General features: G+C 66.5%; 24 protein-coding genes and 3 pseudogenes. 7 read left to right on the top strand and 20 right to left on the bottom strand.

Features of this window, described 5'->3' with window-relative positions:
* Positions 1-1,583: 1,583 nt before the first annotated feature.
* The 4 genes from ACGFWI_RS34085 to ACGFWI_RS34070 form a co-directional block, all read right to left on the bottom strand.
* Positions 1,584-2,141: an HAD family hydrolase gene (locus ACGFWI_RS34085; protein WP_393909916.1), complete on the bottom strand. Its 558-nt coding sequence runs from the start codon at positions 2,139-2,141 to the stop codon at positions 1,584-1,586.
* Positions 2,142-2,277: 136 nt separating this feature from the next.
* Positions 2,278-2,649, bottom strand: coding sequence for a hypothetical protein (locus ACGFWI_RS34080; protein WP_393909915.1), 372 nt, complete (start codon positions 2,647-2,649; stop codon positions 2,278-2,280).
* 33 nt (positions 2,650-2,682) lie between these two features.
* Positions 2,683-3,399 carry a restriction endonuclease fold toxin-2 domain-containing protein gene (locus ACGFWI_RS34075; protein ID WP_393909914.1) on the bottom strand — a complete coding sequence of 239 codons (717 nt, stop codon included), beginning with the start codon at positions 3,397-3,399 and terminating at the stop codon, positions 2,683-2,685.
* Positions 3,396-3,896, bottom strand: coding sequence for a hypothetical protein (locus ACGFWI_RS34070; protein WP_393909913.1), 501 nt, complete (start codon positions 3,894-3,896; stop codon positions 3,396-3,398). The genes ACGFWI_RS34075 and ACGFWI_RS34070 overlap by 4 nt, the downstream gene beginning before the upstream one ends.
* A 595-nt stretch (positions 3,897-4,491) precedes the next feature.
* Here ACGFWI_RS34070 and ACGFWI_RS34065 point away from each other — a divergent pair.
* A pseudogene (locus ACGFWI_RS34065) lies at positions 4,492-4,659 on the top strand (FAD-dependent monooxygenase); the annotation flags it as partial.
* A gap of 718 nt (positions 4,660-5,377) precedes the next feature.
* Here ACGFWI_RS34065 and ACGFWI_RS34060 read toward each other — a convergent pair.
* From ACGFWI_RS34060 to ACGFWI_RS34040, 5 genes and pseudogenes are all read right to left on the bottom strand, one after another.
* The gene (locus ACGFWI_RS34060) at positions 5,378-6,442 is read right to left on the bottom strand and encodes a D-alanyl-D-alanine carboxypeptidase family protein (RefSeq protein ID WP_393909912.1); all 1,065 of its coding nucleotides are present in this window, start codon (positions 6,440-6,442) and stop codon (positions 5,378-5,380) included.
* A 319-nt stretch (positions 6,443-6,761) separates the two neighbouring features.
* A pseudogene (locus tag ACGFWI_RS34055) lies at positions 6,762-7,080 on the bottom strand (transposase); the annotation flags it as partial.
* Positions 7,081-7,231: 151 nt separating this feature from the next.
* Entirely contained in the window at positions 7,232-8,140 is a 909-nt protein-coding gene (locus tag ACGFWI_RS34050; protein ID WP_393909922.1) for a haloalkane dehalogenase, read from the bottom strand.
* Entirely contained in the window at positions 8,137-8,541 is a 405-nt protein-coding gene (locus tag ACGFWI_RS34045; RefSeq protein WP_393909911.1) for a pyridoxamine 5'-phosphate oxidase family protein, read from the bottom strand. The genes ACGFWI_RS34050 and ACGFWI_RS34045 overlap by 4 nt, the downstream gene beginning before the upstream one ends.
* Entirely contained in the window at positions 8,538-9,230 is a 693-nt protein-coding gene (locus ACGFWI_RS34040) for an NAD(P)-dependent oxidoreductase (RefSeq protein WP_393909910.1), read from the bottom strand. Before ACGFWI_RS34040 ends, ACGFWI_RS34045 begins: the two co-directional genes overlap by 4 nt.
* 75 nt (positions 9,231-9,305) lie before the next feature.
* Here ACGFWI_RS34040 and ACGFWI_RS34035 point away from each other — a divergent pair, with 75 nt between their 5' ends.
* On the top strand, positions 9,306-9,995 hold the full coding sequence (locus ACGFWI_RS34035; protein ID WP_393909909.1) for a TetR/AcrR family transcriptional regulator: 690 nt from the start codon (positions 9,306-9,308) through the stop codon (positions 9,993-9,995).
* Between the two features lie 450 nt (positions 9,996-10,445).
* On the opposite strand, the gene ACGFWI_RS34030 is transcribed toward ACGFWI_RS34035, so the two are convergent.
* Together ACGFWI_RS34030 and ACGFWI_RS34025 are read right to left on the bottom strand one after the other, a co-directional pair.
* Positions 10,446-10,700: a hypothetical protein gene (locus ACGFWI_RS34030; RefSeq protein WP_393909908.1), complete on the bottom strand. Its 255-nt coding sequence runs from the start codon at positions 10,698-10,700 to the stop codon at positions 10,446-10,448.
* A gap of 1,202 nt (positions 10,701-11,902) precedes the next feature.
* Positions 11,903-12,403, bottom strand: coding sequence for a lactococcin 972 family bacteriocin (locus ACGFWI_RS34025; protein ID WP_393909907.1), 501 nt, complete (start codon positions 12,401-12,403; stop codon positions 11,903-11,905).
* Between the two features lie 475 nt (positions 12,404-12,878).
* Here ACGFWI_RS34025 and ACGFWI_RS34020 point away from each other — a divergent pair, with 475 nt between their 5' ends.
* The gene (locus ACGFWI_RS34020) at positions 12,879-13,280 is read left to right on the top strand and encodes a hypothetical protein (RefSeq protein WP_393909906.1); all 402 of its coding nucleotides are present in this window, start codon (positions 12,879-12,881) and stop codon (positions 13,278-13,280) included.
* A 93-nt stretch (positions 13,281-13,373) separates the two neighbouring features.
* On the opposite strand, the pseudogene ACGFWI_RS34015 reads toward ACGFWI_RS34020, so the two are convergent.
* Positions 13,374-14,218: pseudogene (locus tag ACGFWI_RS34015) on the bottom strand (IS5 family transposase).
* 379 nt (positions 14,219-14,597) lie between these two features.
* On the opposite strand from ACGFWI_RS34015, the gene ACGFWI_RS34010 reads away from it, so the two are divergent.
* Positions 14,598-14,810 (top strand): hypothetical protein, encoded by a 213-nt coding sequence (locus tag ACGFWI_RS34010; RefSeq protein WP_393909905.1) that lies wholly within the window; start codon positions 14,598-14,600, stop codon positions 14,808-14,810.
* 118 nt (positions 14,811-14,928) lie between these two features.
* Here the strand turns inward: ACGFWI_RS34010 and ACGFWI_RS34005 are convergent, their stop codons facing one another.
* The 5 genes from ACGFWI_RS34005 to ACGFWI_RS33985 all read right to left on the bottom strand — a co-directional run bounded on the left by ACGFWI_RS34005 (position 14,929) and on the right by ACGFWI_RS33985 (position 18,410).
* Entirely contained in the window at positions 14,929-15,234 is a 306-nt protein-coding gene (locus tag ACGFWI_RS34005; RefSeq protein ID WP_393909904.1) for a hypothetical protein, read from the bottom strand.
* A gap of 6 nt (positions 15,235-15,240) precedes the next feature.
* The gene (locus tag ACGFWI_RS34000; RefSeq protein WP_393909921.1) at positions 15,241-15,876 is read right to left on the bottom strand and encodes an alpha/beta hydrolase; all 636 of its coding nucleotides are present in this window, start codon (positions 15,874-15,876) and stop codon (positions 15,241-15,243) included.
* A gap of 336 nt (positions 15,877-16,212) precedes the next feature.
* Complete coding sequence (locus ACGFWI_RS33995; RefSeq protein ID WP_393909903.1) at positions 16,213-17,061, bottom strand: enoyl-CoA hydratase/isomerase family protein; 849 nt, start codon at positions 17,059-17,061, stop codon at positions 16,213-16,215.
* 179 nt (positions 17,062-17,240) lie between these two features.
* A complete protein-coding gene (locus ACGFWI_RS33990) occupies positions 17,241-17,600 on the bottom strand; it encodes a nuclear transport factor 2 family protein (protein WP_393909902.1) in 360 nt (119 codons plus the stop codon).
* Positions 17,601-17,624: 24 nt separating this feature from the next.
* Positions 17,625-18,410 (bottom strand): SDR family oxidoreductase, encoded by a 786-nt coding sequence (locus tag ACGFWI_RS33985; RefSeq protein ID WP_393909901.1) that lies wholly within the window; start codon positions 18,408-18,410, stop codon positions 17,625-17,627.
* A gap of 116 nt (positions 18,411-18,526) precedes the next feature.
* Here ACGFWI_RS33985 and ACGFWI_RS33980 point away from each other — a divergent pair, with 116 nt between their 5' ends.
* Complete coding sequence (locus ACGFWI_RS33980) at positions 18,527-19,045, top strand: winged helix-turn-helix transcriptional regulator (protein ID WP_393909900.1); 519 nt, start codon at positions 18,527-18,529, stop codon at positions 19,043-19,045.
* A 1,339-nt stretch (positions 19,046-20,384) separates the two neighbouring features.
* Here the strand turns inward: ACGFWI_RS33980 and ACGFWI_RS33975 are convergent.
* Positions 20,385-20,801 (bottom strand): hypothetical protein, encoded by a 417-nt coding sequence (locus tag ACGFWI_RS33975; RefSeq protein WP_393909899.1) that lies wholly within the window; start codon positions 20,799-20,801, stop codon positions 20,385-20,387.
* Positions 20,802-20,826: 25 nt separating this feature from the next.
* On the opposite strand from ACGFWI_RS33975, the gene ACGFWI_RS33970 reads away from it, so the two are divergent.
* Positions 20,827-21,126 carry a hypothetical protein gene (locus ACGFWI_RS33970; protein ID WP_393909898.1) on the top strand — a complete coding sequence of 100 codons (300 nt, stop codon included), beginning with the start codon at positions 20,827-20,829 and terminating at the stop codon, positions 21,124-21,126.
* Positions 21,127-21,175: 49 nt separating this feature from the next.
* On the opposite strand, the gene ACGFWI_RS33965 is transcribed toward ACGFWI_RS33970, so the two are convergent.
* Positions 21,176-22,621, bottom strand: coding sequence for an oxygenase MpaB family protein (locus tag ACGFWI_RS33965; RefSeq protein WP_393909897.1), 1,446 nt, complete (start codon positions 22,619-22,621; stop codon positions 21,176-21,178).
* Positions 22,622-23,157: 536 nt separating this feature from the next.
* The gene (locus ACGFWI_RS33960) at positions 23,158-23,391 is read right to left on the bottom strand and encodes a hypothetical protein (protein WP_393909920.1); all 234 of its coding nucleotides are present in this window, start codon (positions 23,389-23,391) and stop codon (positions 23,158-23,160) included.
* Positions 23,392-24,052: 661 nt separating this feature from the next.
* Here ACGFWI_RS33960 and ACGFWI_RS33955 point away from each other — a divergent pair.
* Entirely contained in the window at positions 24,053-25,168 is a 1,116-nt protein-coding gene (locus ACGFWI_RS33955; RefSeq protein ID WP_393909896.1) for an agmatinase family protein, read from the top strand.
* Positions 25,169-25,293 lie beyond the last annotated feature (125 nt).

Below are 25,293 nucleotides of genomic sequence, written 5' to 3'. Positions count from 1 at the left end.
GGGAACGGATCCTCGACCACAGCGGAGCCGCCGCAGTACGGGCCGACATCGTTGCCATCCTGGGCAGGCCCGTAACATCGGTCAGCTGACACCAGAAGACATGCTGGCCCGTCACGTCCACGGCGTGTTGTCGGCGGGTGGGCCGTCGGCAAGCGTCACGGCGACCGGCAGCTTCTTGACGGACATCTCAGCTCTCCTTCGATGTGGCCATTCGTCTCGCAACCCGCTTCGCGATCCGTGCGGCGTTACTGGAACCAGCGTGGGCCAGGCGCCCATCGCGGCCGCATGCCCGCGCTATCACCGTCTTATCCCGGCCCTGTCTGCCGTGGATGCTCCGGGACGCGGGGCCGATAGGGCGACACCGGAGATTGGGTCCTGCCGACCTCGGCGCCCCTTCAGGGGACGGCTTCAAGGAGTAGTCCCATGACTGTAGTGACCCGGGACGCGGTGACGCCTGGCCTGTTCGGCGCCCCGCAACCCGAACCGCAGCACAGCACGACTCCCCCGCGATGGCAGCGGTAGACCCTGTCAGGGAGTTCCCACGGAAGAGGAAGGAACCGGTGCGTGCGCACCAGGGCCTCTCCCTGACCGTGGTCCAGGGGGAAGTGCACGGACTCTGCACCGGCCTGCGCTGAGCCTTGCCCGACGTACGGACGGACATCGTTGACGATGCCGGTCCGAGCAAGAAGCGCTGAAGCGCGATCACAGCGCGTGGTGGTCACGCTTTAACGCGGTTTTCCCGTCGGCGGTCGGACGCAATACGACCCACATGCCGAACGGATTCCGCGCAATGGCTCCGCCAGATCGATGAAACCGAGGTAGGTGTTAATGAACTCGATTTCTACTCGCGGGTTGCCGACGAGTTCGGCGAATATACCAGCGGGACTGCGTACTGACGTCTTCCTGGACGGTGATCCGGAGGCTGCGTGCGACGAGCTGACGAGGGGCCTGGGCGGTCCGGACGGCCGGCTGGTCGATGTCGGCTGTGCCGATGGGCGCAGCCTGCTGAGGCTCACCCCGGCGTTCGGCGGGTCAGCATTTTCCCAGGCTATAGGAATGCTCGGCCTCACAATCCACACTGTCCCCAAATCACGCAAACCAGCCACACTCAGCCTTGGTGAGAATCTGGAGAGTTTCGACTGGCATGCAGATCGCCCTGCCTCCCGAGCATTCCGTCAAAGGCAGTGCGCCCCTTGTTCCCGGCCTCCGGAATGAAGTGAGCATAGTAACTGAACGTCATAGACGGGGAAGAGTGCCCGAGCCACCTCGCCACGGTCACCACGGACCGGCTGCAACACGAGGGCGGAAGTCCTCCTCGCCGAAGCAGTCACCCAGCCCACAGCTCCGCTGGTCCCTGACCGTCGACCGCACCGAACGCGGCACCCTGCGCTGCCTAGCCGTCGACTGCGAGAGCACTGAGGTGGAGTTCGAGCGGGTGTAACGCCCGAACTTGGCTCCCCGAACATCCCACCGGCCCCGAGGTGGCGGTGCGCAGCAGCCTTCTGCGCCACAGGCTGCAATGTTGCGGCGCACCGTGAGCCGTGGTGAGAGTGGGCAGGTCTCACCAGTCTTCCCCGCAAAGGTCAGTGGCCGCCCGCCTCTAACCCTTGGTGTCGACGGTGCGCGGTGATCATTGCGCAGGGTGGCGGTGTTTCTGCCGCTTCGAAGGCTTCAACGGACTGCTCCGGCGGCTTCGCGTGTTCCACATCGCTGCCGTAGACCCGCACAGCGGGGAGGGGGAGCCCCTCAGCCGCGAAACGGGCTTCGACGAAGGCCCGGTCGCCAGAGCTCACGATCGCCCACGGACTGCCGGACAACGCCTCCAGCAGATCAGCTGCTCCGTCGACCGGCAGAACGCTGTCCTTCTCCTGGGCCAACAGCTCGTCGAGCACCTTCCGCTCGACTGCTGGATCCAGATGGGCAGCCGCATCCTTGACGGTGTCCTCAGGGCGCCGCCCGAGGGTGAGCTCCCACACCTTCTCGAGTTCCAGGCCCCTCACCAATGACCAGGAGTTCCAGACTCTCCGGTGAGCGCCTGCTGAGTCCAGGAGGACTCCGTCCACATCTAAGAGCACAGCAGAGATTTCCCTACCGGCAGGCTTCCAGCAGGGTGCAGCCACAAGCCCGAGGAGCTCCGACATAGGCGCGACGTCATTTCTCGCGAACATCCCCACCCGTGGCGACCGGTGTTTGCCGCATGCGCCCGTTGAGGTGCGTGCGTGTCCCGCCCACGCTGCGTCAGTCATCGTAGGCGGGAACGTGGGCTCTGGGCGTATATCAGCCGGCGAACTCGCGAATGAATGGCTCAGGATCTGGCGACAGGTCGATCGGTTCCAACGTCCCGTCGGATTCGCTCCACCAGACGGCGGGGACATCGGGTGCAAGTTCCCGTAGCAGCCGGTGCACGATTCGTGCGGGTTCGGACAGGGGCTCCTGGTCGGGGAAGAGAAGGACCTGGTATTCGACCTGCCAGGCGAAGTGCAGGGTCCGGTCATCGACGTGGATGTCCATTTCGAGGACATCGTCGGGTGTGCCTCCGATGGCGCTGCCGGGCCACAGTCGGGTCACGGCTTCGGTTAGTTGCTCGGTTGAGAACGGCCAGGAGGCACCGTTCTGCTGGTCGGCGCTGATGAAGAAACTGGATCCCACCGTGTGTCCTTCCAGAATGGTTCAGGGCTGCGGCTACTTGACGATACGGGTTTCGCCGGGAACGCCCTTGGCCGCCATCATGGCGTCGTAGTAGGCGGCCGCCTTTTCATCGTTGGTGATGACTTCCAGGTGGTTGACCTGATTTCGGGGGTCCTTGAAAGCAGAGCCGTACTTCACAAGCTCGTCCCCTTGACTCTTCTCTGTCGATGCGTACACGTATGACGGGACATTGTCGACGTTGCCGAGGCGTAGCGGGGAGCGGCATCCGCTTTGCTGGCCGACGTACTTGGCGTCGACCGCGGCGCCATCCTGCGCCCGGACTCCGTCGGCGTTCATACCCAACTGGCCGCCGGTCTTGTTGGGGACGGTGGTGTGCAGGTTGTACTCCGTCGAGCCGGCTACCCGCAGTTGGTAGGCGCGGCGGGCATCGATCTTCGGCTTCTTTCCGTTGGGTGTGAGCGCCGGGGACGTCCGCCCGTCAGCATGCATCTGTCCCATCCACTGCTGGAATCGCTGTCGCTGAGCCGGCGGCAGGAGGGGGAACGCACTGGCTGGGTCGGCCGGCAAGGGCTGAGTCCCTGGGGCGGCGGGCCCGGGGGGCGGAGCCGCCGCGGCAGGTGCGGAAGCCAGAGTGGTCGCCGTCGCTGCGGCGGCCGCCGGAATGACGATCCTCGCGGCTGCTGCGTCCACCACCGAGGCGGCTTCCGCCAGTACGGCGACTTCGGCGCTCGCGGACACCTCTGCGCTCATCGCGGCAGCGGCCACTCCGGCCTCGGTGGCAATGGCCGCTTCTCCCCCGGCGGCAAGCTGTCCACTGCTTTGCCATGGCTCCCAGCGATGACGGGACGCACCTGCTTGTCGCCCTCCAGTCCCAGGCGAGATTTCAGCTCGGCAGCGCGCTGCCAGTCCCGCCCTGCCTGGCGCAGCTTGTCGGGATCTCCCTGGGGCCAGAATCTGGCGATGATTTCTCGCACTGCCCAGTTGGCGTGGCCTACCGCCGTCGGGATCGCGATCGCGCGCGGTTCGCTGTCGCACTTCGGACCGGACCCCTGAGGTAGTTGCTGAGGCTTCATCATGCTCGCGGAGATGTCCGCGTCGGTTTTGATGTAGCTCAGGGCCATCGTGTAAAGGCCGTTGGCAGTGCCGCTCAGGTGCGCGACCGCCTTTCCCAGGGCGTTTGTCACCTTACGGGCAGCGGGGTCGTACTTGGCTGCGAAGGCGTGGCCGGCGTCGTCGTCGCCGGCCATTCCTGCTGTGTCGTCGAGGGAACCGATGAGTCCGCGGTGGATTTGCGAGGCCCATGACTGCAGATCGGTGAAACCTGCTGACGACACCAACATCTGGGGTGGGTCTACATGGAATCCGGTCACTGCATCCCCCACAACGTCCTAGCCTCTGACCGTCCATCACCGACCCTATCGGGCAGCTATTTTCGGCGTCGATGCTGTTCAACGATGCTTTCAGGCCCCTCACCACGGGCTCGTTCGGAGGGATCGCAAGGCACGGAGTCCGTTCCTTCACCCTCGTCGCCGTAGATGTATTCGCCCCGGGCCAAGGCAGGTGGGAAGCGGCGATCGTCGCCGTGTCGTCAAGTCTTTCTGACTGGAGGCCGTCACCCCATCCACCGGCGGGGCCGACTGCACATTCAGCGGCGGCACTTGGGGTCTCTACTACGACGACAGCGGCCGAGGAGTCGTCCGGCCTCGACCTCATGCTCCCGTTAGCCGAAGCCAGGATTTCCAAGGCCACCGCCTGTCCAGCACGCGGCCGGGAGAGGACTAGGGGCGCCCTGGTGGTGACCGCTGGTCGCGGCGGCGGTGACAGGGCTCGCAGCGCGGGTCCGCACCCGACGACATCGAGGCCGCGCTCACCGAATACGAGCAGGCCATGTTCCCCCGCAGCGCCGAGGCTGCCACCTTTGAAGGTGCCTAGGCCCACGGGACCGACTCCGACAACAACACGGCCCACGGCCTGATCACCGCATTCACCCGGCACGAGCCGTCCCAATAAGGCATTCGCCCAGGCGTTCGCCGTCGAGCGGACCTCGCGGCATCGACGAACCGGCCAAGACGAGGCGCGGTCGCGGTTCGTCTCGCGTCCGAGGCCGGAGGAACCTGGAGCCGATACGCCGCCGTCGACCACACACGGTCACCAGCAGGCTGTACTCCACGAGAACTGGAGACAGTTGAAGAGGAGAGTCCACCAGCATCGCGCCGATATACGAGAACAGGGCCTCTGTGTACTCGCACATGTGGCGCGTCTGGTGACGCCTCTGGTGTCTTCCGGTGGGTTGGCTCGATCCAGCGAGAGCACCGCACGTTGCACTGGCTCTCGTCTACCACGCCGACGCTGAGCTGCGCAGAAGCCGTGTACTTCGCTCCACGCCACACTGCCCTGCCCCAGAGAAACCGCAGTGGGATGCCGGCCGCCGGCGCCGTCCCGTCCGGGTACCGCGGATACGGGTCGACATGGCACCCGAGGACATTCTCCCGGCGACGAGGTATGAGGGCGCCGGCGAGGCTCATGAGACGCACGCCCGACCTCAGTGGCGGGAGCGGCGGCCATCAGGCCCGGCCCCGGAACCCGCCCCAGGGTCGACAAAACCATCCACGCCCCGCTCCCCCGGAAGCGGGGCCTGCGCAGCTGGCGGTGCCGGGGGGCGGGGCAGGGGCCGACGGTGCCGCACGCGGTGCGCGCGGTGCCCGCTCAGTACCGGGGGCCCTGCTGTTCAGTGGGCGAAGCCCCAGTCGAGCATCTTGGTGGCGTCGTCGAAGCGGCCCTTGTCGTCCTTGAGGATCGCGCCGACCAGGGTGCGGTTGTCCCGCTTGGCGGCGAAAACGACGCAGTAGCCGTCCTCCGGGCCGCTGCCCGTCTTGATGCCCAGGGCACCATCGTAGGTGCTCAGCAGCTTGTTGGTGTTGTCCCAGCTGTAGTACCGGGTGTGCCCGTTGGCCGCCGTGGCCTCGGTCTTGAACTGCTTGTTCTTCACGACGCCGGCGAACACCGGCTGCAGCATTGCGCGCTGGCCGAGCTTGGCCAGGTCGCGGGCGGTGCTGTGGTTGTTGCCGTGCGAGATGCCGTCGAAGGTGTCGAAGTGCGTGCCGGTCATGCCCAGTTGTTGCGCCTCGGCGTTCATCTGGTTCACGAAGTCGGCGATCCGCGCGTCCTCGGTGTCCCCGGAGCCGAAGTTGTCGGCCAGCGCCATCGCGGCGTCGTCGCCGGACGGGATCAGCATGGCGTGCAGCAGCTGCTCGACGGTCAGCGTGTCACCGGTCTGAAGGTCGGCGGTGCTGCCGCCGACCTTCTGGACGTAGTCCCGGTACTCCTGCTTCACCGTGATCTTCCGGTTCAGCCACTCCGGGTGCTTGAGCACCACGATGGCGGTCATGATCTTGGTGGTGCTGGCCATCGGCACACTCTCGTCCGCCTTGGCCCCGCCCCACAGCTCCCGCTCCTGGCTGCCGTCGCGGGCGTCCAGCAGGAAGGCGTGGTCGGTGTTGATCTGGGGAGCGGCCTGGTCCTTCGCGTCCTGCGCACCGGCGGCCTTGTCCTTGACAGCGTGCTGTGCCGCCTGGGCAGGCTGGAACGGCCGCTGCGTGCCCTGGTTCTGGCCGGCCGTTGCGGTGGCCTCGCCACCCTGCTGGTCGTTCTCGTCTGCGGAGTGCGTGGCGCCCGGGGTGGCCGCCTCGGCGAGGCCGGCGGCGGTGATCGGCAGGGCGGCACCGACAAGTGCGACCATCGCGATCCGGACTCCGGTGCGGTGTATTCGGTTGGGGCGGGCGTGGGAACCCATGGGGCGTCCATCCTTCCGGCGAAGGGACGCCGGTGCGTAGTAAGAACTCGGTTCATAGCGAACCTACTTGTACGATGACAGCGACTCAAGCTGGCTATGTCATAGCCATGTAACGGGGTTCACCTCTGTGGATGTGTTGTGCAGGTGACTGGTGGGTCCTGTGAGGTCATTCGCGCGCGGCGCCCGGGCCACTCCCCTGGGTTACTGGTTCGCTACTGGTGGCACGCCCGCGAACCCCAACTGGCAGGCCGTCGCCGGCTTCCGTGACAAGACAGAGGCGAGGGACGCCGTCCCGTAGGCCGGCCTGCCGACGAGTTCCTCACCCCTGTGCCGGGAGTTCTGCGGGTAGCGGCCTGATCAGGTGGAAGACATTCAGGTGGAAGACATCTCGGGCGGCGTAGCGTTCGAGGCAGCGGACGTTCTCGCGTCGGGTCTTGCTTGCCCTGCTTGATGCGGCGCGCGGGCTAGTCCTGGGTGCGCGCGCCGTAGCGCAGACGGGTCTGCAGGATCCGGTGGAGTGCGCCATTGGCTTGTCGGTCGCCCCCGCGATTGAGCCGACGGTAGGGGTGTCGGCCCGAGGAGTGCTCGATGGGGCTGACCCCGCACAGCACGGCGAAGGACACCTCGCTGCCCAGACGTGGGGTTGTTGGATAACCCAGGGTTTTGAGGGTGTTTTTGAAGGCCCTGCAGGGTCTGGGCGGCTCCGCAGGTGCCAGCTTTTCAAGTCGGCCGTACTGATGCGGGAAGTCGCCTGCACACGACCGCGAGTTGATTGGTCAGTCAAGGCACCTACTGGCGTGCCAGCAGGTGGCGGTCGGCCCAGGCGTTGATGGCCGCGGCCAGTTCGTCGGGGCGGTCCTCTGGGGAATGGTGGCCGGCGAGGCCGTGGCGGGAGACCTCCAGGCCCGCGATGTGTTCCTCGCACCAGGCCACGGCTCCTTGGTCGGTCATCGCGCCGGGACCCGGCTCGAACGCGGCGAGGAGCTTGGGGACTTCGGGGCTGGCCGCCAGCCAGGCGTCGTAGTGCTCGACGCGGGCCACGACGTCGGCGGGCTCGGCGTCCAGCGGCATCATGCGCGTCCACGCCAGCACCGGGCGGCGGCTCGGTGGCGTCGGGAAGGGGCGGCGGTAGATCTCCAGGTCGGCCGGGTCGAGCGGGGTGGCGAGGGTGTCCGGGAGCCCCTCGATGAACAGTGACTTCTCCAGGATCATCTCCTCGCCCACCCCGGGGGTGCGCAGTAGGGTGAACAACTCCCGTCCGGCCGCGGGGAATTCGTCGCCGACCAGCGGCTTGACGATTGTCTCGGTGAAGGCGAGACCGCGGACGGTGCCCGGGAGGCGTGCGGCGCGGTCGAAGGCGAGCGCGCCGCCCCAGTCGTGGCCGACGAGGACGGCCTCGGCGAGGCCGAGGGCGTCGAACCAGGCGTCGAGGTAGCGGGCGTGGTCGTCGAAGGAGTAGGCGAGGTCGGGCTTGCCGGAGTCGCCCATGCCGATGAGGTCGGGGGCCAGAAGGCGGCGGCCGGGCGCAGCCACACCCGGCAGCACGTTCCGCCACAGGTGGGAAGAGGTGGGGTTGCCGTGGAGGAAGACGAACGGCAGCCCGTCGGGGTCGCCGGACTCGCGGTAGTGGAGGGTGGAGTCGAGGACGGGGAGAGTGGGCATCGAGGTGTCACTTCGCTTTCCGTACGGAGATTTCAGAGGTTGAGGCCCAGGACGCTTTCGACGGCGATCTCGATGACGACCAGGTCCAGCGGGGCGGGCGGGGCCGCGCGGTAGCGGACGGTGTAGCGGCGGACCGCCTCGGCCAGGCGCGCGGGGTCGTCGGCGACGGTGGCCTGACCTTCGAGGGTGACCCAGCGGAAGCCGTCCGCCTGGCAGAGCGCGACACGGGCCGTCGAGCCGCCCGTCGCTACGTTCTGGGCCTTGCGGGCTGTGGCCCGGGTGGTCACCCGGGCCACAGCGGTGGCCGCGTCGAAGGTGAAGCGGACGGGGGTGACGTGCGGGCTGCCGTCGGGGCGGAGGGTGGTGAGGGTGGCCGTGTGGGGGCGGGTGAGGAACGCCCGTGTGGTGGCAGGGAGTTCGACGGTCGCCCGGCTCACTTCTTCTTCACGCCCTCGTTCCAGATCAGCTTGGCGATGTTGGGCTTCACGGCTGTGGTGATGACGCCCATGGCCGTGCGGATGTACCGCTGTTCCTCCAGCTCGCGCAGCATGCTCGCGGCGAGGTCCACGCGGGCGGTGAAGACGCCATCGGCGCTGGTCTCGGCGGTGTGGTAGTTCGTGACGGCGGAGTGCTCGAAGAGGCCAGAGGGCCGGACCAGGGTCCAGTCGAGGTCTGTCTGACGGATCGCGGCCTCCATGCGGCGCATGTCCTCGTGGAGGGTGCGGCCGAGGCGTCGGTTCACCAGCGGGTCGAGTACATGATTGAAGAAGTGGGCGCCGGTGGGGCGCCAGTTCGGGTCGGCGATGCTGGAACTGACGGTGAGCAGCCGCTTGATGCCGTGGCGGGCCATGGCTCCGGTGATGGCGGTGGCGCTCGCCGAGTACGTGGTGATGGTCTCCTTGCTGAAGCGTGCGCCCAGCGCGGAGAGGACGGCGTCCGTCCCGCCGATGGCGGCGTCGACGGCCGCCGGGTCGGTGGCGTCGGCGACGGCCACGGCGAGGCCGGGCCGCACGGGGAGGGATCCGGGGCGGCGGGTCACGGCAACGACCTCGTGGCCGGCGGCGAGGGCCTGGTCGGTGAGGTAGCGGCCGGTCGGTCCGTTGGCGCCGAAGATGGCGATACGCATGGTGTCGGGTCATCCCTTCGTGTGGTCCTGGAATGCCCTTGACTGTGCCGATCACGAAACGCAAGCTCAACGCTGATGAATAACGCCGACCCTGCCCCCGCCCGCACCCGGGGCCGTCCCCGCGGCAACCCGCGGACCCGCGAGGCGATCGTCTCAGCGGCCCGTGCACTGTTCCTGGAACACGGCTACCGGCGCACCACCTTGCGCGCGGTGGCCGGGGCCGCCGGGGTCGATCCGGCGCTGATCGCGTACCACTTCGGCTCGAAGAAGGGCCTGTTCGCGGATGTGATGCAGGTCCAGTGCGCCAATGCGCTGGCGGTGGACGATGTCCTCGGCGGAGACCCGGCCACCCTCCCCGACCGCCTGATCGACGCGGTGACGGACCTGTGGGAGGACGCCGACTTCCTGCAGCTCTCCACCCAGGGCGACGAGGCCGCGGAGGCGATCCGCGAATACCTGGAACGCGAGCTGCTGGCCCGGCTTGTTGAATTTCTCGGCGGCCGGGACGCGACCGCCCGCGCCACGGCCGTGGTGACGATCCTCGGCGGCCTCATCTACACCCGCTACCTCAACCCCCTCCCCACCCCCGCAGCCCTCACCCCTTCCGAGGCCCGCCACTCCCTCACCCCGGCCCTGCGCGCGGCCCTGGCCCCGAGGCGGCACACCGTGGCAACCACCGGACCAGGCCGTCGTGGCACACCGACTCCGGTGGAGGCGCCGTCCGGCCTTGCCCCCTCAATGCCTCCGGTTCGGCTAACCCTGTAGATAGCGGTGCAAAGAGGTTTTCGGGATGGCGGTCTTGGCGCTGATCTCGCCGTGCAGACGCATTGCGGGCTATGCCGGGGCCGTCTACGGCACCGCCACCTGCTCCGGAAACCCGTCCGACAGTGACGGTCAACTGGCCCGCAGCTACTCCCTGGAGATCTCCGTCAACCACTTCACCAATACGAAGACGGTGCCTCCTGACCTGGCGAATCATGTGGGACTGAGCGGGAGTTGGAGGTCTGAGCTGGGCGGATGGGGGTTCGAGGGTGGCGCTGGACGCTGCTCGTTGACCGGAGTTGACCGCAGAACACCAGGCCGTACTGGTGCGCATCTGACGCGGCGCAACCGTCGTGGGCCGACCGGTCGCCCGCACACGATCCGCTCGCCTGAGTGGGCCGCGTGGGTCCGCGGATACGCGAAGACCGCGTGCTTGCCGCACGAGGTCGAAAGCTAGCCCATACTCTGCTGCGGCGGTATCCAGTCGAGTTGGTGCCGGATGTGCGACGACATCTTCGCGTCCAGCTGCACGTGCAGTTGGGTATTCCCGCAGGCTGCGCAGACGTAAGCGTCGAACACCGGCTGCTTCGCCCCCAACTTGCTCGTTCCCGACCGGCGGAGCCCGGCCTGCGCCACGTACTCGCCCCGGTACACCTCGCCGCCGCCGCACGCCCCACAGCGTCCGTAGCGCATATCCCCATTAGCCATGGGGACGAGCCTAGGCCGTTTCGTTTGGATCAGCCGGTCGTGGGCCCGAACGGCAGGGCGTAGCCGTTGCCCGTCGGACGACATCGAACCCGCCACGTAGGAGACGGTGTAGGTTCCCCCTGGCTTGGTGGATTGAGGGGGCAGTGAGCGCAGCGGCACGCTGGACGTTTTGTGGACGGTTGATCGGTGCGATCGTCGTCGGGGTGGCGATCGTTGGGGCTGGTCTGTGGCTGCGGGCCACACGGAGGGCGGTCGGGCAGGTGCGCGCGTCCACTGCACGCATCAACCCTGGCCCTGACACTCACGGCCGTAGTACAGGGGATGCGATGGACTTCAGGATCCGGGATCGTTATTCATTCGTCGGCATCAACGAGAAGACCGGGCGGCGCTGGCGTAATAGCCGTGCCCCGTCCGGCGGGCGCGCCGCCAACCCCAAATCCAGTGTCCAACCAGGGCCAGCGCGACAGCGACTGCGACAAATCGAATCACGGTCCAAGTCGCTACGGTAACCGGACTCTGACCGTCTGCCTCATTAGCGAGCCGCATAGAAGTTTCAATAAAGGCCACGAGAGGAACGATCAGTCGGCACGGGAGGCCGTAAATGCCTGGCGTTCGGGCCACATTACCGAAGAACCCTAGAGGCCCGCCGATAATGAAAGCCGCCATTCCCCAATAAAGGATCGCAGAATAATTACCGCTGCTAACAACCTCGCCTTCGGTCCCGGCTGGCAGCGTTGGGCTAATAGTCTTGATGAGGTAATAAGTCGCCACGCCGACAGTCAAGCCAAGGGACGACAGCACCATTGACTCAATTTTGGATCGACAGAAAAAACCCACTAGGGATGCATAACAGGCCCACGACCATCCGCCAGAAAACACGAGACCCAGGACGACGCCAACAGGATTATCCCACTTATCCGCAATGGGGCCCACCAGTCCCAGCAGTAGCCCCACTCCGAGAGTCGCCACGACCGGTACGAGGCGAATGCGCAGAATGTGCACGATTCCACTTCCCTATTCCGCGGGCAAGTCCGAGGTGGAGATGGCTCCACAATGGGGCTGCGCGGTCGTCCGCGCAGCCCCACCGAGCAACACGCCAACTTACCTCATGCGCCGTGGAGTTACCACTCGATGTAGGGCAGATCGTTGGCCTTCAGAGGCGTCTGAGCTAGTCCCACCCCAATCAAGTTCGTCCCCTGGAACTAATCGACGGAGTAGTAGGTGTTGCAGGTGTAGCCGGCTCCCGCCGTATACCAGGATCGGGCGACCTTTGTTTTGGACGTCGGGCCACTCTTGTCCCAAACACCTGCCATCTTCACCGCGGACGCGTGCGTCTTGGAATTGTGGAGATAGTTCGAGAAGCAGCGCTTGCCGCTGGTGACGAGTTCAGTGCCATAGCACCACTTTCCACCACTGACATGGTCAAGGCAGGTGGACCCCAGCGTGCGCGCCGCTGAAGCGGGCACCTCAATTACGCCCCATTCAGAGGGATTGCCCAGTTCTGCGGGCGGCTGAGTGCCGTCGCCGCGCTTATGAATCGTGATCTGGCCGATCTGCGCACCGTCAGCGGCGACGATAGCGCCGTTCGCGGTAACGATTGCAGCCCGAGAGTCGTTCGCAGCGGCCGCCGTAGCCGAGCCACCAACCGCGAGTGCGACAGCGGCAAAGCCGACGGCTATCGACCTACCAAACGAATTGGTCATTTATTCCCCCTGTGATGTTCTCGTTGAACAGCGGTGTGGATCATGCTGGTCTGCATGAGAGGGCGAATCAAGGCAGTTTTGAGTCACCAGCCCCGAGGAATTCGCCCTTCCGCATGGAATGATCGGGACCGGAGGTTCCGGTTCTCCCTGCTGCGGAATCCAAAGCACGACCTTACGGGTCTCGGAAAGCGTTCCAAAAGCGGAATGGGCATGCGTTCGTGTCGATTGCTACTCGCACCTTGAACGAGGGTGCCCGTAGCAGTTAATCCACAGCTCCGGGTAGCGACCGGGCACGTTCCGCAGCGCCGGCTCCTGGCAGTCACACAGGACTGCGGGCCGAGACCCCCGCGTCGGCGACGTCAGGCGGGGCGGTGGCGATGCCGAGTTCGGCAACGGCATGCGTCTTTGTCCTACACAGTCGGAAGCACTCCAAGCGAGCGATGCCAACCAGCACTCAGGGCCACCATCCGGCACGATGTATGCCATGCAGCCGGTGCCGACGCCTTGCCCTCCCGATCTGGTTCCGGACGTCTCGGAGGAAGGCACCTACTACGCGGCCTACCGACAGGCAAAGCGGCAGCGCGCCGTGTTCATCGCCATCGAGTGCCAGGCCCAACTGTGGACCGTGAAGGCCGACACGCTCACCGCTGGCCCCGACCACACCGTTGACGACCGCGTTACCGAGAAAATCCGCGCGGCGGTCGCCCACCTTGTCCAGGAACGGGAGATCCGCCCCAACTCCCACGTCAGCCCCGGCTACTGCGCACTCTTCGATATCCACACCGAACCCAGGGCTCGTGAACTGGCCGCCGCGCTACACGCTGCCTTGTATGGGGATCTCGTACCCCTGTCCCGCGCAGTACCCGCCGTCTTCTGACCCGGCCACCTGCCAAGCTCTGTGATTCAGCTGTCCGCTGCGCGCAGTCCAGGGCTCGTCGATCACGAAACGGCCTAAGGTCTGTCGTTTGGATCATCGGGCGGACCAGAGGAAGATTCCCGCGACGTGAAGTCCGGCGAGGTAGATCGTTGCGGTCTTCTCGTAGCGGGTGGCGATGCCGCGCCACTGCTTGAGTCGGTTGATGCATCTCTCGACGGTATTGCGCTGCTTGTAGGTTTCGCGGTCGAAGGCCGGCGGCCTACCGCCCCGGCTGCCCCGTCGCAGTCGGTTGCCGCGTTGATCCGCCGGGCTGGGGATCACCGCTCTGATGCCGCGCTTGCGCAGGTGGTCGCGGATCGCGCGTGAGGAGTACGCCTTGTCTGCCAGGACCACGTCCGGCCTGGTCCGCGGCCTTCCGCGGCGGCGGGGAACACGTAGGCGGGCCATGACATCTGTGAAGGCAGGTGCGTCACCGGCCTGTCCTGCGGTGAGAACGAAGGCCAGGGGTCGGCAGCAGTCATCTGCGGCGAGGTGGATCTTCGTGCTCAGCCCTCCGCGGGACCGGCCGATGGCGTGATCGGTTGGCTCTGCGGCCGGGGCCCCTTTTTGCGGGCCCCGGCCGCATGCTGGTGAGCTCGCACGATGGTGGAGTCCACCGAGACCGCCCAGGTCAGGTCCTCGTCGGCGTCGGCCTGGGCCATCAGCGCGGTGAAGACCCGCTCCCACGTGCCATCCAGCGCCCACATCCGCAGGCGGTTGTAAACACCCCTCCAATTGCCGTACTTCTCCGGCAGGTGGACCCACTGCGTTCCGGTCTGGAACTTGAAGGCGATCGCGTCGATCACCTCCCGGTGGTCACGCCAGCGGCCACCTCGCTTCGGCATCCGGTCCGGGAGCAACGGCTCAATTCGCGCCCACTGCACATCGCTTAACGGCATACCGGACCAACGACCGACTGATCCAAACGAAACCGCCTAGATCCTGCATGGTCGATCTTGGAGAATCAGCCCGCGGGCACGAGCCCGTTAGGAAGGGCCGGAACATCCCACACAACATGCAAGGCCCGGGTCTGTGACCTGGGCCTTCGTCGTGGAGCGGGTGAGGGTGACGGAATCGAACCCGCGCTCTGAGCTGCGAAGCTCATGAGGGCCCTGCTTCCCCAAGCAGCTCGTGCAAGAGGCTGCCGATGACGCAACCTCGCTGTCATCAGGCTCGGCCGGGTACCTCAACACAGTGGTGCGCCGCAGGCGCAGGGACTGCGGCGCACCGTGGTGGCCGGTGAGCGGCACAGCTCACCGGCCGGTTCAGTGCCGGTCGGTGACCGCGGCGTCCCCGGCCTTCGGCATCGACGACGCGGCGGTGGTCGTTGCGCAGGGTGGCGGTGTCGCCGTCCCAGACGTAGGCGCGGCGGTCCTGGTAGACGTCCCGGCGGTTGTCGTGGCCGATACCGATGTGGACCCGGATCTGGCTGTGGCCGTTCAGGCGGAGGCCGCCGAAGCGGCACAGATGTCCCGTTGTGGCGGTGGGTGAGCTCGAAACTGGGCGCGGCGAACAGCACGGGTGGGCGACATGGCCAGTTCGCTGACGACTCCGACGCGCCACTGGATGCCTGCCCGTGTGCCGTCCGGCACGCGCTCTGCCGCAACTCTCAGGGCAGTTGGTTGAGCAGTTCCTGACTGTGTGCGGCGGCCCACGAATCGAGATGGATGGGCTCTCGGCCGAGCAGGTCCTGAACCGTGCTGGTGGTGACTGCGGAGTGGTCCATCCGGCCCTCGTAGGTCTGTCGCGCCCAGGTCAGCATGCTGGAGGCGTACGCGGCGTCCATGTTGGCGGGCGCGGTGTTCAGCCCCGCATCGATCATGCGCTGCAGATCGTCCGGGGTCAGGACCAGCGCGGGGATATCCCGCCCGGGGGCGGCGGAGACTCCCAGGTGCACCAGAAAGCCCGTGGACATCCGACCTCAGGCTTCTGCCCGTTCGCGAAGCCAGGACGCGGCCAAAGCAGTCCAGGTCGCCGTGTCCCCCGCGCCTTCGGCCAGGCCGAGGCTGTGCGGCCCGTGCGCGAACACATGCACGGCATGGGGGACATTGTGGGCCGCAAGCGCCGCGGCGAAGCGGTAGGTGTGATCGGGAGGGACGTAGACGTCCTCCGCGGTGTGCCACAGGAAGAACGGTGGCGATTCACGCGTCACCAAGGCGTCCAGAGACGTCGAGCGCCGCAGCGCCGGGCCGGCATCCTCCCCCAGCAGGATCAGCCTGGCGGGGCGGTAGGTTTCGGTTTCCATCGACGTGATCGCATATCCGAGGACCACGAACTGCACGACGTCCTGCGCCTCGGCACCAGGTGCGAGAGCCGCGAGGCCGGCCAGGTGACCACCGGCGGAGAATCCCATCAGACCGATGCGGTCCGCCCCACTCGCGCGGCGGCGCCGGATCTCGGCACGGAGGGCATGGAGCGGTCGCGGGTGCCGGACGTTGAGTGGATAGCGGAAGACGCTCGCCTGTACTCCGAGCCCGCTGAGCCAGTCGACGATCGGGTCGGCCTCGTGTGGCGCATGTTCGGCATAACCGCCGCCCGGGAGGACGATCACATGCATATCTGGCACCGCGGTCCCTCGCTTCGGTCAGCTCTCGGCCGAGTACGACTCAAGAGCCCAGCAGGGTGCGCTGGAGCGGCGCCGACGTGTGACGCCCCTCCACCTTCCATCTTCCTCGCTTTTGCGGCATCGCGCCCGCCCCCAGGGGCATGCATGAGCGCTTGTCGAGTCTGTGCAGGTGGCCGCTCCCAGCGGTCGGTTCTAGATCGCCGAGCGGGATGTGCCGCAGCCGCATGTGTGACTCAGAGTGGCCGCTTCACAGAAGTTGCGCCAGAGCCCGGCCACCCGACACCTGGGTCGAGGTACATGCAGGCCACGGGCCGGATGCATGTTTCGTCATCTGTGGCAGTCGACGGCCCTCAAGTCGCCCAGTGCGTCACCGAGGTCGAGTTCGGTACGGCCACGGGTCTGGAAGCCCCGCTCGAACAGCTCTGCCGTGCGTTGCTGCGCCGCCTCACCCCGTACGAGCTGCTGGAACAGGGCGGCATCCGCGGGTACGTCGGCCGGAGTCGGCAGGCTGACGGCGTTGATGGCTGCTTTGACTGCGATCAGTCCATCGCGGGGGAAGCCCCCGATGCGCGCGGCAATGCCGGCTACGAAGTCGTCCAGCTCGGCGTCGGGCACCGCGCGGTTGATCCATCCGTAAAGTTCGGCGAGTTCGGCATCGAAGTCGGCCGACGTCAGCACGGCTTCGAGCGCTCGGCCCCGGCCCAGCAGACGGGTGAGGTGCTGGATCGCTCCCGCGCCTGGCGGGGTGCCGATGCCGACTTCGGGCTGGCACACGACAGCGTTCTCCCGGGAGGCGAAGCGCATGTCGCAGGCGAGGAGGAACTCGCTGCCCGCCCCCCGTGCTCGGCCGCGCAGTTTGGCGATGGTGACGGCCGGGATCTCGCTGAGCTTGCGGAACAGCATGCCCAGGGAGGCGTCGCCCGGTCCTCCGGCCTTCGCGGCTTCAGCGGTGTATTCGGGCACTTTGGTCAGGTCGACGTGGGGGAAGAAGAAGTCGGGATCCGCGCTGTCGAAGACCACCACCCGTGCGGTCGCCGGTTGGGAAAGCTCCGCGAGCAGTCCGACCAGGTCGCGCACGACCGCGGGACCGATGAGGTTAATCGGCGGGGCGTGGAAGGTGGCGGACAGGACGTTGCCGTCCAGCCTGGTGCTGATGGTTTCGTACGAGGCGGTCATGTTCTTGCTTCCTCTCGGCACTCATCACGGCCCGGTGGCAATCCCGGCTGCCAAAGCTGGTGCTCACCGAGCCACAGCACGACCTGCGCAGCGATCTCTTACCACTGCGCGGTGAGAACTGCTGACAGGCTGGGTGCCGTTCGCTGTGGTGTCGGGCGGAGCGTCTCTGGGTGCGCGAGTCAGGGTTCGATGAGAAGGCCCTCGATGAGGCCACAGTTGAGGGTGAACCGGTAGTGCAGGTCGACGACCCCACCCGGGAAGTTGCCTTCCAGGTGGTGTGTGGCGATGTAGTGCTGTGCGTCGACCTCTTGTGCGCTGATGAGTTCGATGGTGTAGGTGAACTCAGTGGCGGAACGGGTCAGCCAGGTCTCGATCGCTGAGGTTCCCTGATGGGTCTCGCCTGCGTCGTTCACGGTGGCGTCTGGATGGAAGGCGCTGATTGCGGTGGCGGTGTCATGGGTGCGGTGGGCGTCCAGATAGCGGGTGATCACATCGGGCAGGGCGTCCGGGGTGATGCCTTGGGGCTGACTGTCGTGCATCGCAATTCCTGACGGTGGAGGAGTTCATACGGTCGGAGTGGTGCCGCCGTCGATGACGTGCTCGGCGCCGACGATCGCCGATGCGCGGTCAGAGGCGAGGAAGGCGACCAGTTCAGCCACTTCTTCCGGGCGGTTGGGACGACCCAGGGGGATGCCGCCCAGGGATGCCATCAGTTGCTTGAGCGCCGCTTCGTGGGTGGTGCCGGCGTTCTCGGCGATCCGTGCGACGAGGTTGTCGGCGGCAGTGGTCTGGACGAAGCCGGGAGAGACGGTGTTGATGCGGATGCCGTGTGGGGCGACCTCGTTGGCCAGGCCCTTGCTGTAGGTGGTCAGCGCGGCCTTGGCCGCGGCGTACGCGAGAGTGCCGTTCCACAGCGGCATGCGGCGCTGGATCGAGGAGACGTGGATGATGACGCCCTTGCCGGCTTTGATCATTCCGGGCAGCAGGCCGCGGTCCAAGCGGACGGCAGCGAGGAGGTTGATGTTGAGCTCCGTGGCCCAGTCGTCTTCGCTGAGCACCGCGAATCCGCCCGAGGGGGCATCGGAGCCGCCCAGGTTGTTGACCAGAATGTCGATCCCGCCCAGGCGGCGGGTGGCTTCCTCGACCACGGCGGCGGCCCCCTCGGGGGTCGCGAGATCAGCGGTGATGATGTCCGAGGGGGCGATGTCGTCGGGTCGGCTGCGTGCGGTCACGAGTACGGTGGCGCCCGCATGGGCGAGGCGCCGGGCGATGGCTGCGCCGACCCCTTTGGTGCCACCGGTGACCAGGGCGCGGCGGGCCTTGAGAGATTCGCTGGTGGGGGTGGTCATGACGAGTTCCGTTCCGGGGTGCAGGCAGGAGCAACATCGCCCGCCTCCCGCAGTTACTGCTAAAATAGAAGCCAGTAACTTCGACTTTAGCAGTAACTCTCTGGGGGTGGTCAACCTTGGCAAGCCGAATCAGGGTGGAAGATCTCGAATGCCCGCTGTCTACGACCCTGCAGCACGTCGGCGAATGGTGGACACTGCTGATCCTCCACGATGCCTTCGACGGCTACAGCCGCTTCGACCAGTTCCAGGAGAACCTCGGCATTTCCACCAGCATGCTCACCGCACGCCTGAAAACCCTCGTCGCCGATGGCCTGCTGGAGCGCCGCCCGTACCAGACCAACCCCGTGCGCCACGAGTACGTCCTCACCGGCCTGGGGCGCTCCCTGCGCCCGGTGATAGTCACGCTTGCGGCCTGGGGCAACTCCCGCCTCACCCCTGAGCAGCGCAGCATGATTCTGATCGACACCAGCAGCGGCGAAGAAGTCGAACCCGCGGTCGTCGACGCCAAGACCGGCCGCCGCCTCGACGACAGCCATGCCTACGTGTTCGCCGCCGGCCCCGCTGCCAGCCACGCCATGCGGGCGCGCTACACCCGCACCACGGCGACCGCAACTGATACTGCGAGCAGCGCCTGACGCCGATCTCACCAACAAGCGTGGAACCGCACCCTTGGGGCGGGCGGATCCGAATACTCAGCCGTGGCTCGTTGACGAGGAGTTCCGGGCGGTGAGCGAGCCGCCGCTGCCGGACCGCCGCCCGCCCTCGGCACCCCGGCAGGCAGGAAAGCCCTGGCCGACCGCCGGGCTCGACTCACGGCGACTCTACGCTGAACGGCATCCGGCGCCACGTCACCTCGTCTATCGGTTGCCCTGCGGCCGTATTTCCATAACCGACGTCAGTCCAAAATCGTCGTACCGATGACAGCAAACGGCCTGACTGCTCGTCTGAGCGCAGCGCATCGTTATGCAGTCGGAAGGAGTGCGCAAAGGGCGCGTTGCGCATCTGGGATTGCGATGCAAGTCGTCGACGAGAATACCGAATACCGCGGGCAGGGAAGGCCCGGAAGCGCGCTGCGTGTGAGCAAATGCGCCCCACGCAGCGTTTCCCTTGCGCAGGCACTGGGAACGTCGGGGAACTCCGTAGACTCAATGAGCTGTTGACGAACACGGGTTCAGGGTGCGCGAGCATTGCAAGGTGATGAGCCGCCTTCGCCGATGACGCTTTCCTCATCGAGGTCGGCGAGTCAGGAGTCGGCATCAGATTACTCCCCGATACGGATAGCGCGAACGGGAATTGGCACGACCGTCAACCCCCGTCTCGCAGCACCTTCGAGGCCAGCCCTCACAATTGGGGACCAGCCTCGAGGTTGACCTGTGGAGTCCTAGAAACGGCCTCCGCGGCCGAATCCACGACCTCGGCCAAAGCCGCGTCCACGGCCACGACCGCGTCCACGCCCGCGCCGTCCACGACCGTATCCACGTCGGCCGTAGTCGTCCCAGTCATCGCCATGCCTGCGGGGGAATATGCTTCGGAAGCTCATCGTGCCTCCTTGAATCTCTGATGATGGTCCAGCTGTCCAGCTGGACCACTTCCTACGCTACGCCGCGGTATGAGCCGAAATCAAACGGGAAAAGCTGAAAGGTAGCCAAATTGCTGTTCCGTGTACTCAACGTGGCCACTGGTTGCTCTCTGGATTCCAGCTTTTCCCGCCCTGACCAACTGGATTCATGCGTCGCGATCTCATCGCACCATCTGCACTTCGGTATCCCGCACCCGAGGTGCAGCTGTCGAGACCAACACCCTATTTCCATCGCATCAGTGAGTAATGGTCAGGCGATGTACTCGGAACATTCGATGTCCGCGATCCGTGCCACTTGTTTTGCCGCCACTGTCAAAACTCCAACAGAGGCCACAGGTTGATGATGATGTTCAGACCCATGGATCGATGCCGGAGATGTCAGAGCGATGGAGGCCTCAGCCAACGGGGACGGATGCTTTCGGCGCCGGAAGCGTCCGGGTACGCAATGCCCACCGGGTGAGCGGCCGGGTGGCGAGGCCGCAGAGCGTGAGGACGATGCCCAGTACCACCCAGCCGGGCCTGCCCCATTGGAGGCAGAGAGCGGTGAGCGCGACCGGTGACGCTGCACGTACCCCGCCATCAGCCAGGTTGAATGCTCCCTGGTACTGCCCTTGGGCGTGTTCCGGGGCCAGCACGAAGCTGATTTCGAACGCCCCTGCGGCCAGGCCGAGTTCACCCGATGACAGCAGGAGCACGCCGACGAGTAGCAGGGCCGCGGCGACGGCGGCGGAAACCCCTGCGGCGAGGGCGAGCACGGTACAGCCGGCGAGGGACAGGAATCCTGCTCCGCGGAGCGCGGTGGAAGCGGGCAACGGGCCCCTCACCCACCGGGTTGCCTTGACCTGGAACAGCACGACCACTGCCGTATTCACCACCAGCAGTGTGGAAAGCCACCACCGGGGCGCCGTGATGATGTCCGACGCACGCGGTCACGCCGACACCTGGGGCACCATCGCCCGCACCTACATCCGTCTCACCGACGACCGGTCGCTTCCCGTGGCCATGCAGGACCGCCTGGTCGCCGAAGCCGATGCCTTGACGCCCGACAATCCGTTTGACGTGCACACCCTGGCCACCAGCCACGTCGGGTACTTCCCGCCACCAAACGCGCCGGGCCCCTGCGGGAATCGCCACTGAGCTGCCAAGGCCGTCAGTGGCTGCCCCGGCACTTCGCCCGCGTCGGCCGCTATGGGCGTCCGAGGAGTTGGCTGCCGGCCGTGTTGTCGGTGCAGGCGGTGAAGTAGTCGGTGAAGGCCTGGACGAATTCGTCTTCGGTGATGCGGCCGTCTCCATCGTGGTCGAGCTGGCGGAAGCCGTGGTTGAGTTCGGCGGGGTGGACCCGGGAGCCGCCGAAGATCGTGCGGTACTCATCGGCGCACAGGTGTCCGCTGCCGTCGGTGTCCGCAGCGTGGAAGATCGCCCGCACCGCGAAATGCAACCCCTGCTCGAGGTAGGCCGGCCCGGCGTCGATCCCGGTGAGCATGGCGGTGACGAACTCCTCGCAGGTCACCTGTCCGTCGTCGTCAGCATCCATGCCGGTCCGCAGGTGCTGCCACCAGGTCTCGAAGGCGGCATAGACGCGGCCTTCGCGCTCAGGGGTGAGTTCGAGTGGCCAGCACACATTGTGCGCCATGGCCTGCAGATCGGCCGAGCTGATGCGGCCGTCGCCGGTCTGGTCGAGGACCTGGCGGAAGAAGGTCCGCAGACGCGCCGGGCGGGAATCGGCACCCTTGCGGCGGCGTGGTGCGGGAAGCCGGACAGGGCTTGCCTCCGGCGGGGAAGGACGGTCGGTGGAGGCGGTGGGAGGCTGCGAAGGCGAGGAGTTGCCGGCCAGTGGTGTGCGGTAGCGGCGGTGCTCGGGCAGCGCATTCATCAGCACGCGCATGCCACGGTGCAGGATGAAGGACAGCAGGGCCGCGCGGCGGGTGCGGGGCAAGTTGAAGCGCTCGCGGAAGGCTTCCGGCAGGTCCGCGATGGTCAGTGCACCGATCACGTGGGCGGCCACCATGCGCACAAGCGGCCAGGCCGGTTTCAGGTGGCCGAGGCGGCGGGGTGCGGGTGCTTCACGGAGGATGTCGAAGAGCAGGTAGCGCACGGGTTCGCTGTATTCGAGGCGCTCGCGGATCGTGCGGTCCATATACGCGGGCACGTCCGCGGCCGTGGCCGGGAGCAGGTCGTCGGAGAGGCCGAACTCGGTACACACCGCACGGAATTCTCCGTACATCTGATCCAGTTCAGGCGGCGCCAGCGGGCGTCCGGACAGTTCCCGCATCGCCGTCATGCACTCGTACAAGGTGACCAGTACCCACGCCCGCACCGCCGGGTCCAACGCCGTGAACGGCCTGCCCTGCTCGTCGGTCCCGGCCAGACGGCGGTGCGTGCGCTCTAGACGGGCGATCTCACGGCGTAGCCCTTCACGGTCGGAGAAGAACAGCCGCTTCCCGCTGTCCATGGTGTGCTCGATACGCCGCCACGGGTGCGCGCGGTAGGTGGAGAAGTTGGCCATGCCGGCGGCGACCGCCGGATCCGCGGTCTGCAGAACCAGCAGCCGCCACGCCACCAACCCGATCCGCCACTCCCCCAGCGTGCGGCGCAGCAGCGAATCAGGACCAGGAAGATCAGCGGTAGTCAAGGGGACGTCTCCTCAAGCATGTGTACAGGAATGAGCAGGGGACGCCCGAAGAGCGATCATCCGGCTATCCGCCCAGCCCAACGGTCCTACCGGAATCCGGGAGCGGCCAGGTTCCCGAATTCACCCATCCGAGACACGCCACAGGGCCGCGGAAACGGGCGATTCAGAAACGGGTCTTCTACCGGTCCGCCTCTACCCGAGCACGACATTCCGAGCAGAGCGGGTTCTCCGGGGCGCCGCCGCGAGCGTCCGGTGGGAGTTCACACAGACCAGAGGCGGTGGAGGCGACGACACCCTGCACCACACCTGCCGTGAAGGGATCCGCTTCGAAGTTCTCTCCCAGACCTTCTTGAACAATCAGGCCCGCGAACGGACTTGGGGGGGTACGCCTCAGTGGTCGGCTACGGAAACCCTTCGGGGGTTGATCCGGCTGACTGGGCGGCGGAGGATTCTTCTTGTCGGTCGGCGGATGTTGCTCGGTCGAGCCGGGCCAGTAGATCGTCCAGGTCGGAGGTGGTGAACTTCCACTGGAATGGCTATGCCGTGGCGTTGTAGCGGTCTTCGAATGCTCGGATCCAGTTCCGGACCTGGGTCAGGTCGGTGAAGGCGTTGGGTCGGACGACCTTGCGCTGGACGATCGAGAAGAAGATCTCGATCCGGTTCGTCCAGGAGGCGTGCACGGGGGTATGGACCATGACTGCGTTCGGAAACGCCTTGGTCAGACGGTCCATGGCCTTCTTCCCCCGGTGGGAGGAGCCGTTGTCGACAATCTAAAAGACGCGTTTCGCGCTGGCGTAGGGCTCGGTTGCCATAACTTGGGCGACCAAGGCCATAAAGGGCACGATGCCGGTCTTCGGCTCGCGGCGGCCCAAGACCTTCGCGCGGTGGACGTCGTAGGCAGCCAGGTAGGCCAGCGCGCCGCCCCGCCCGTAGCTGTGGTTGGGGGGCAGGAGGCGGGCGTGGCCAAGTAGTCGCCGTGCTCCGGGTCATCGAGCAGTGTCGGATGAGCGGCCCGGGCGATGGCCTGCGCGATGCTCTTCATGGTGACGCCGCTTTCGGCCGCTCCGTGCAGCACACTGCCCGCAGGAGCCTTCTTGGGCGCGTAGGGCGGTGAACAGGGAGAACCAGCCCATAGGGCGCGACCCTTTCCCACCTCCTCGCGTGTCGCCGGCCATCGGCCGCTGTCCGCCTGATTCCCGCGCGCCGGGGTGAAGGCGTGGAGAGTATCCGCCAGGAGCCCATTCGCCACCGCAGATGCTCTGTCGTGACCTGCCGACATCCTGATCACCAGTCCGAACGACTGACTGTTGCGGTCTGTCTCGCCAAGGTGCGCGGCGAATCACCGCAGGTCGGGTTGAGTGACGGCTGTGTGGCCGACCCGGCGCCATCCGTACCAAGGGGCTGTCCGGACGGGATCGAAAGGAGCTGCTCATGGAAGGCGTACCGCCGGATGCCTGGAAATGGGAACTCGACCGTACGTCCGACCCGAGGCGCGAGCCTGGGCCGATCAACCTGCAGCGGTATGCGTTCGTACCGGCTTACGCCGGGGTCGCCACGTTCTTCGGGCTGCCGCTGTGCCTGAATCCGGACGACTTGCGTGCCGGCCATGTCGATGTGGCAGTTGTCGGGGCACCGGTGGACATGTCCACCGGACACCGGGGGGCGGCCTACGGGCCACGTGCGATCAGGGCCGATGAGCGGATTCTGCCCAACACTCCGCAGATGCTGGTCAATCCCAGCACCCGCATCAAACCGTTCGAGGAGTTGACGGTAGTCGACTACGGCGATGCCGCCGTGGACCCATTCAGCATCGACAACTCCATGGAACCGATCCGTACTCTGGTCCGCGAGATCGCCGGAACGGGCGCGATCCCGATCGTGCTCGGCGGGGACCACTCGATCCTGTGGCCGGACGCTGCGGCTATGGCCGACGTGTACGGGGCGGGCAAGGTCGGCGTGATCCATTTCGACGCCCATCCGGACTGCTCCCACGACCTGTTCGGCCATCCCACCTCGCATGCAACACCGATCCGCCGATTGATCGAGGACGAGCATGTCCCCGGACGCAACTTCATCCAGATCGGCCTGCGCAGCGCGATCGCGCCCGACGACGAACTGTTCGACTGGATGCGCGAGCACGGACTGCGCGCGCACTTCATGGCTGAGATCGACCGACGCGGATTCGACGTGGTCCTCCAACAGGCCATCGATGAGGCGCTGGACGGTCCGGAATATCTGTTCGTGTCGCTGGACATCGACGTGCTGGACCCGGCCTTCGCGCCCGGCACCGGCACACCGGAGCCACCCGGCCTCACCAACCGCGAACTGCTGCCGGCCATCCGCCGGATCTGTCACGAAACGCCCGTCGTGGGCATGGACATCGTCGAGGTCGCACCCCATCTCGATCCCGGCTACACCACCACCATGAACGCCCGCCGAGCCATCTTCGAGGCGCTGACCGGGATCGCCATGCGTCGCAAAGGTCTGCCCGGTCCCGCCTATCTGGACCCGGCGGTCGCCGGCCCGCCGCCCGGGCAGCAGACATAGCCTTCACTGACCTGGGCTTTTGCCCGTCAGGCGCCTTTTGCTCGGCCCGTCCGGAGCGAGGGCCGGTTCGCGTTGCACCTCCCGGTTTCTCCCACCGCTGTCCCGCTCCTGACCAGTGCCGCAGC

Origin of the sequence: Streptomyces sp. NPDC048434 (genome assembly GCF_043200375.1) — a bacterium.
In the GTDB taxonomy this organism is placed as follows: domain Bacteria; phylum Actinomycetota; class Actinomycetes; order Streptomycetales; family Streptomycetaceae; genus Streptomyces.
This window is presented reverse-complemented; position numbering and strand designations above follow the sequence as displayed.

Coding starts and splice junctions, on each gene's coding strand:
- ACGFWI_RS33985 (WP_393909901.1), bottom strand. CDS start 18,410: ATGACCACCCCCACCAGCGAATCTCTCAAGGCCCGCCGCGCCCTGGTC.
- ACGFWI_RS34025 (WP_393909907.1), bottom strand. CDS start 12,403: ATGACCAATTCGTTTGGTAGGTCGATAGCCGTCGGCTTTGCCGCTGTC.
- ACGFWI_RS34000 (WP_393909921.1), bottom strand. CDS start 15,876: ATGCATGTGATCGTCCTCCCGGGCGGCGGTTATGCCGAACATGCGCCA.
- ACGFWI_RS34085 (WP_393909916.1), bottom strand. CDS start 2,141: ATGTCGGAGCTCCTCGGGCTTGTGGCTGCACCCTGCTGGAAGCCTGCC.
- ACGFWI_RS34035 (WP_393909909.1), top strand. CDS start 9,306: ATGAATAACGCCGACCCTGCCCCCGCCCGCACCCGGGGCCGTCCCCGC.
- ACGFWI_RS33955 (WP_393909896.1), top strand. CDS start 24,053: ATGGAAGGCGTACCGCCGGATGCCTGGAAATGGGAACTCGACCGTACG.
- ACGFWI_RS34040 (WP_393909910.1), bottom strand. CDS start 9,230: ATGCGTATCGCCATCTTCGGCGCCAACGGACCGACCGGCCGCTACCTC.
- ACGFWI_RS34005 (WP_393909904.1), bottom strand. CDS start 15,234: ATGTCCACGGGCTTTCTGGTGCACCTGGGAGTCTCCGCCGCCCCCGGG.
- ACGFWI_RS34060 (WP_393909912.1), bottom strand. CDS start 6,442: ATGGGTTCCCACGCCCGCCCCAACCGAATACACCGCACCGGAGTCCGG.
- ACGFWI_RS34075 (WP_393909914.1), bottom strand. CDS start 3,399: ATGAGCGCAGAGGTGTCCGCGAGCGCCGAAGTCGCCGTACTGGCGGAA.
- ACGFWI_RS34070 (WP_393909913.1), bottom strand. CDS start 3,896: ATGGCCGGCGACGACGACGCCGGCCACGCCTTCGCAGCCAAGTACGAC.
- ACGFWI_RS33995 (WP_393909903.1), bottom strand. CDS start 17,061: ATGACCGCCTCGTACGAAACCATCAGCACCAGGCTGGACGGCAACGTC.
- ACGFWI_RS33990 (WP_393909902.1), bottom strand. CDS start 17,600: ATGCACGACAGTCAGCCCCAAGGCATCACCCCGGACGCCCTGCCCGAT.
- ACGFWI_RS34020 (WP_393909906.1), top strand. CDS start 12,879: ATGTATGCCATGCAGCCGGTGCCGACGCCTTGCCCTCCCGATCTGGTT.
- ACGFWI_RS34030 (WP_393909908.1), bottom strand. CDS start 10,700: ATGGCTAATGGGGATATGCGCTACGGACGCTGTGGGGCGTGCGGCGGC.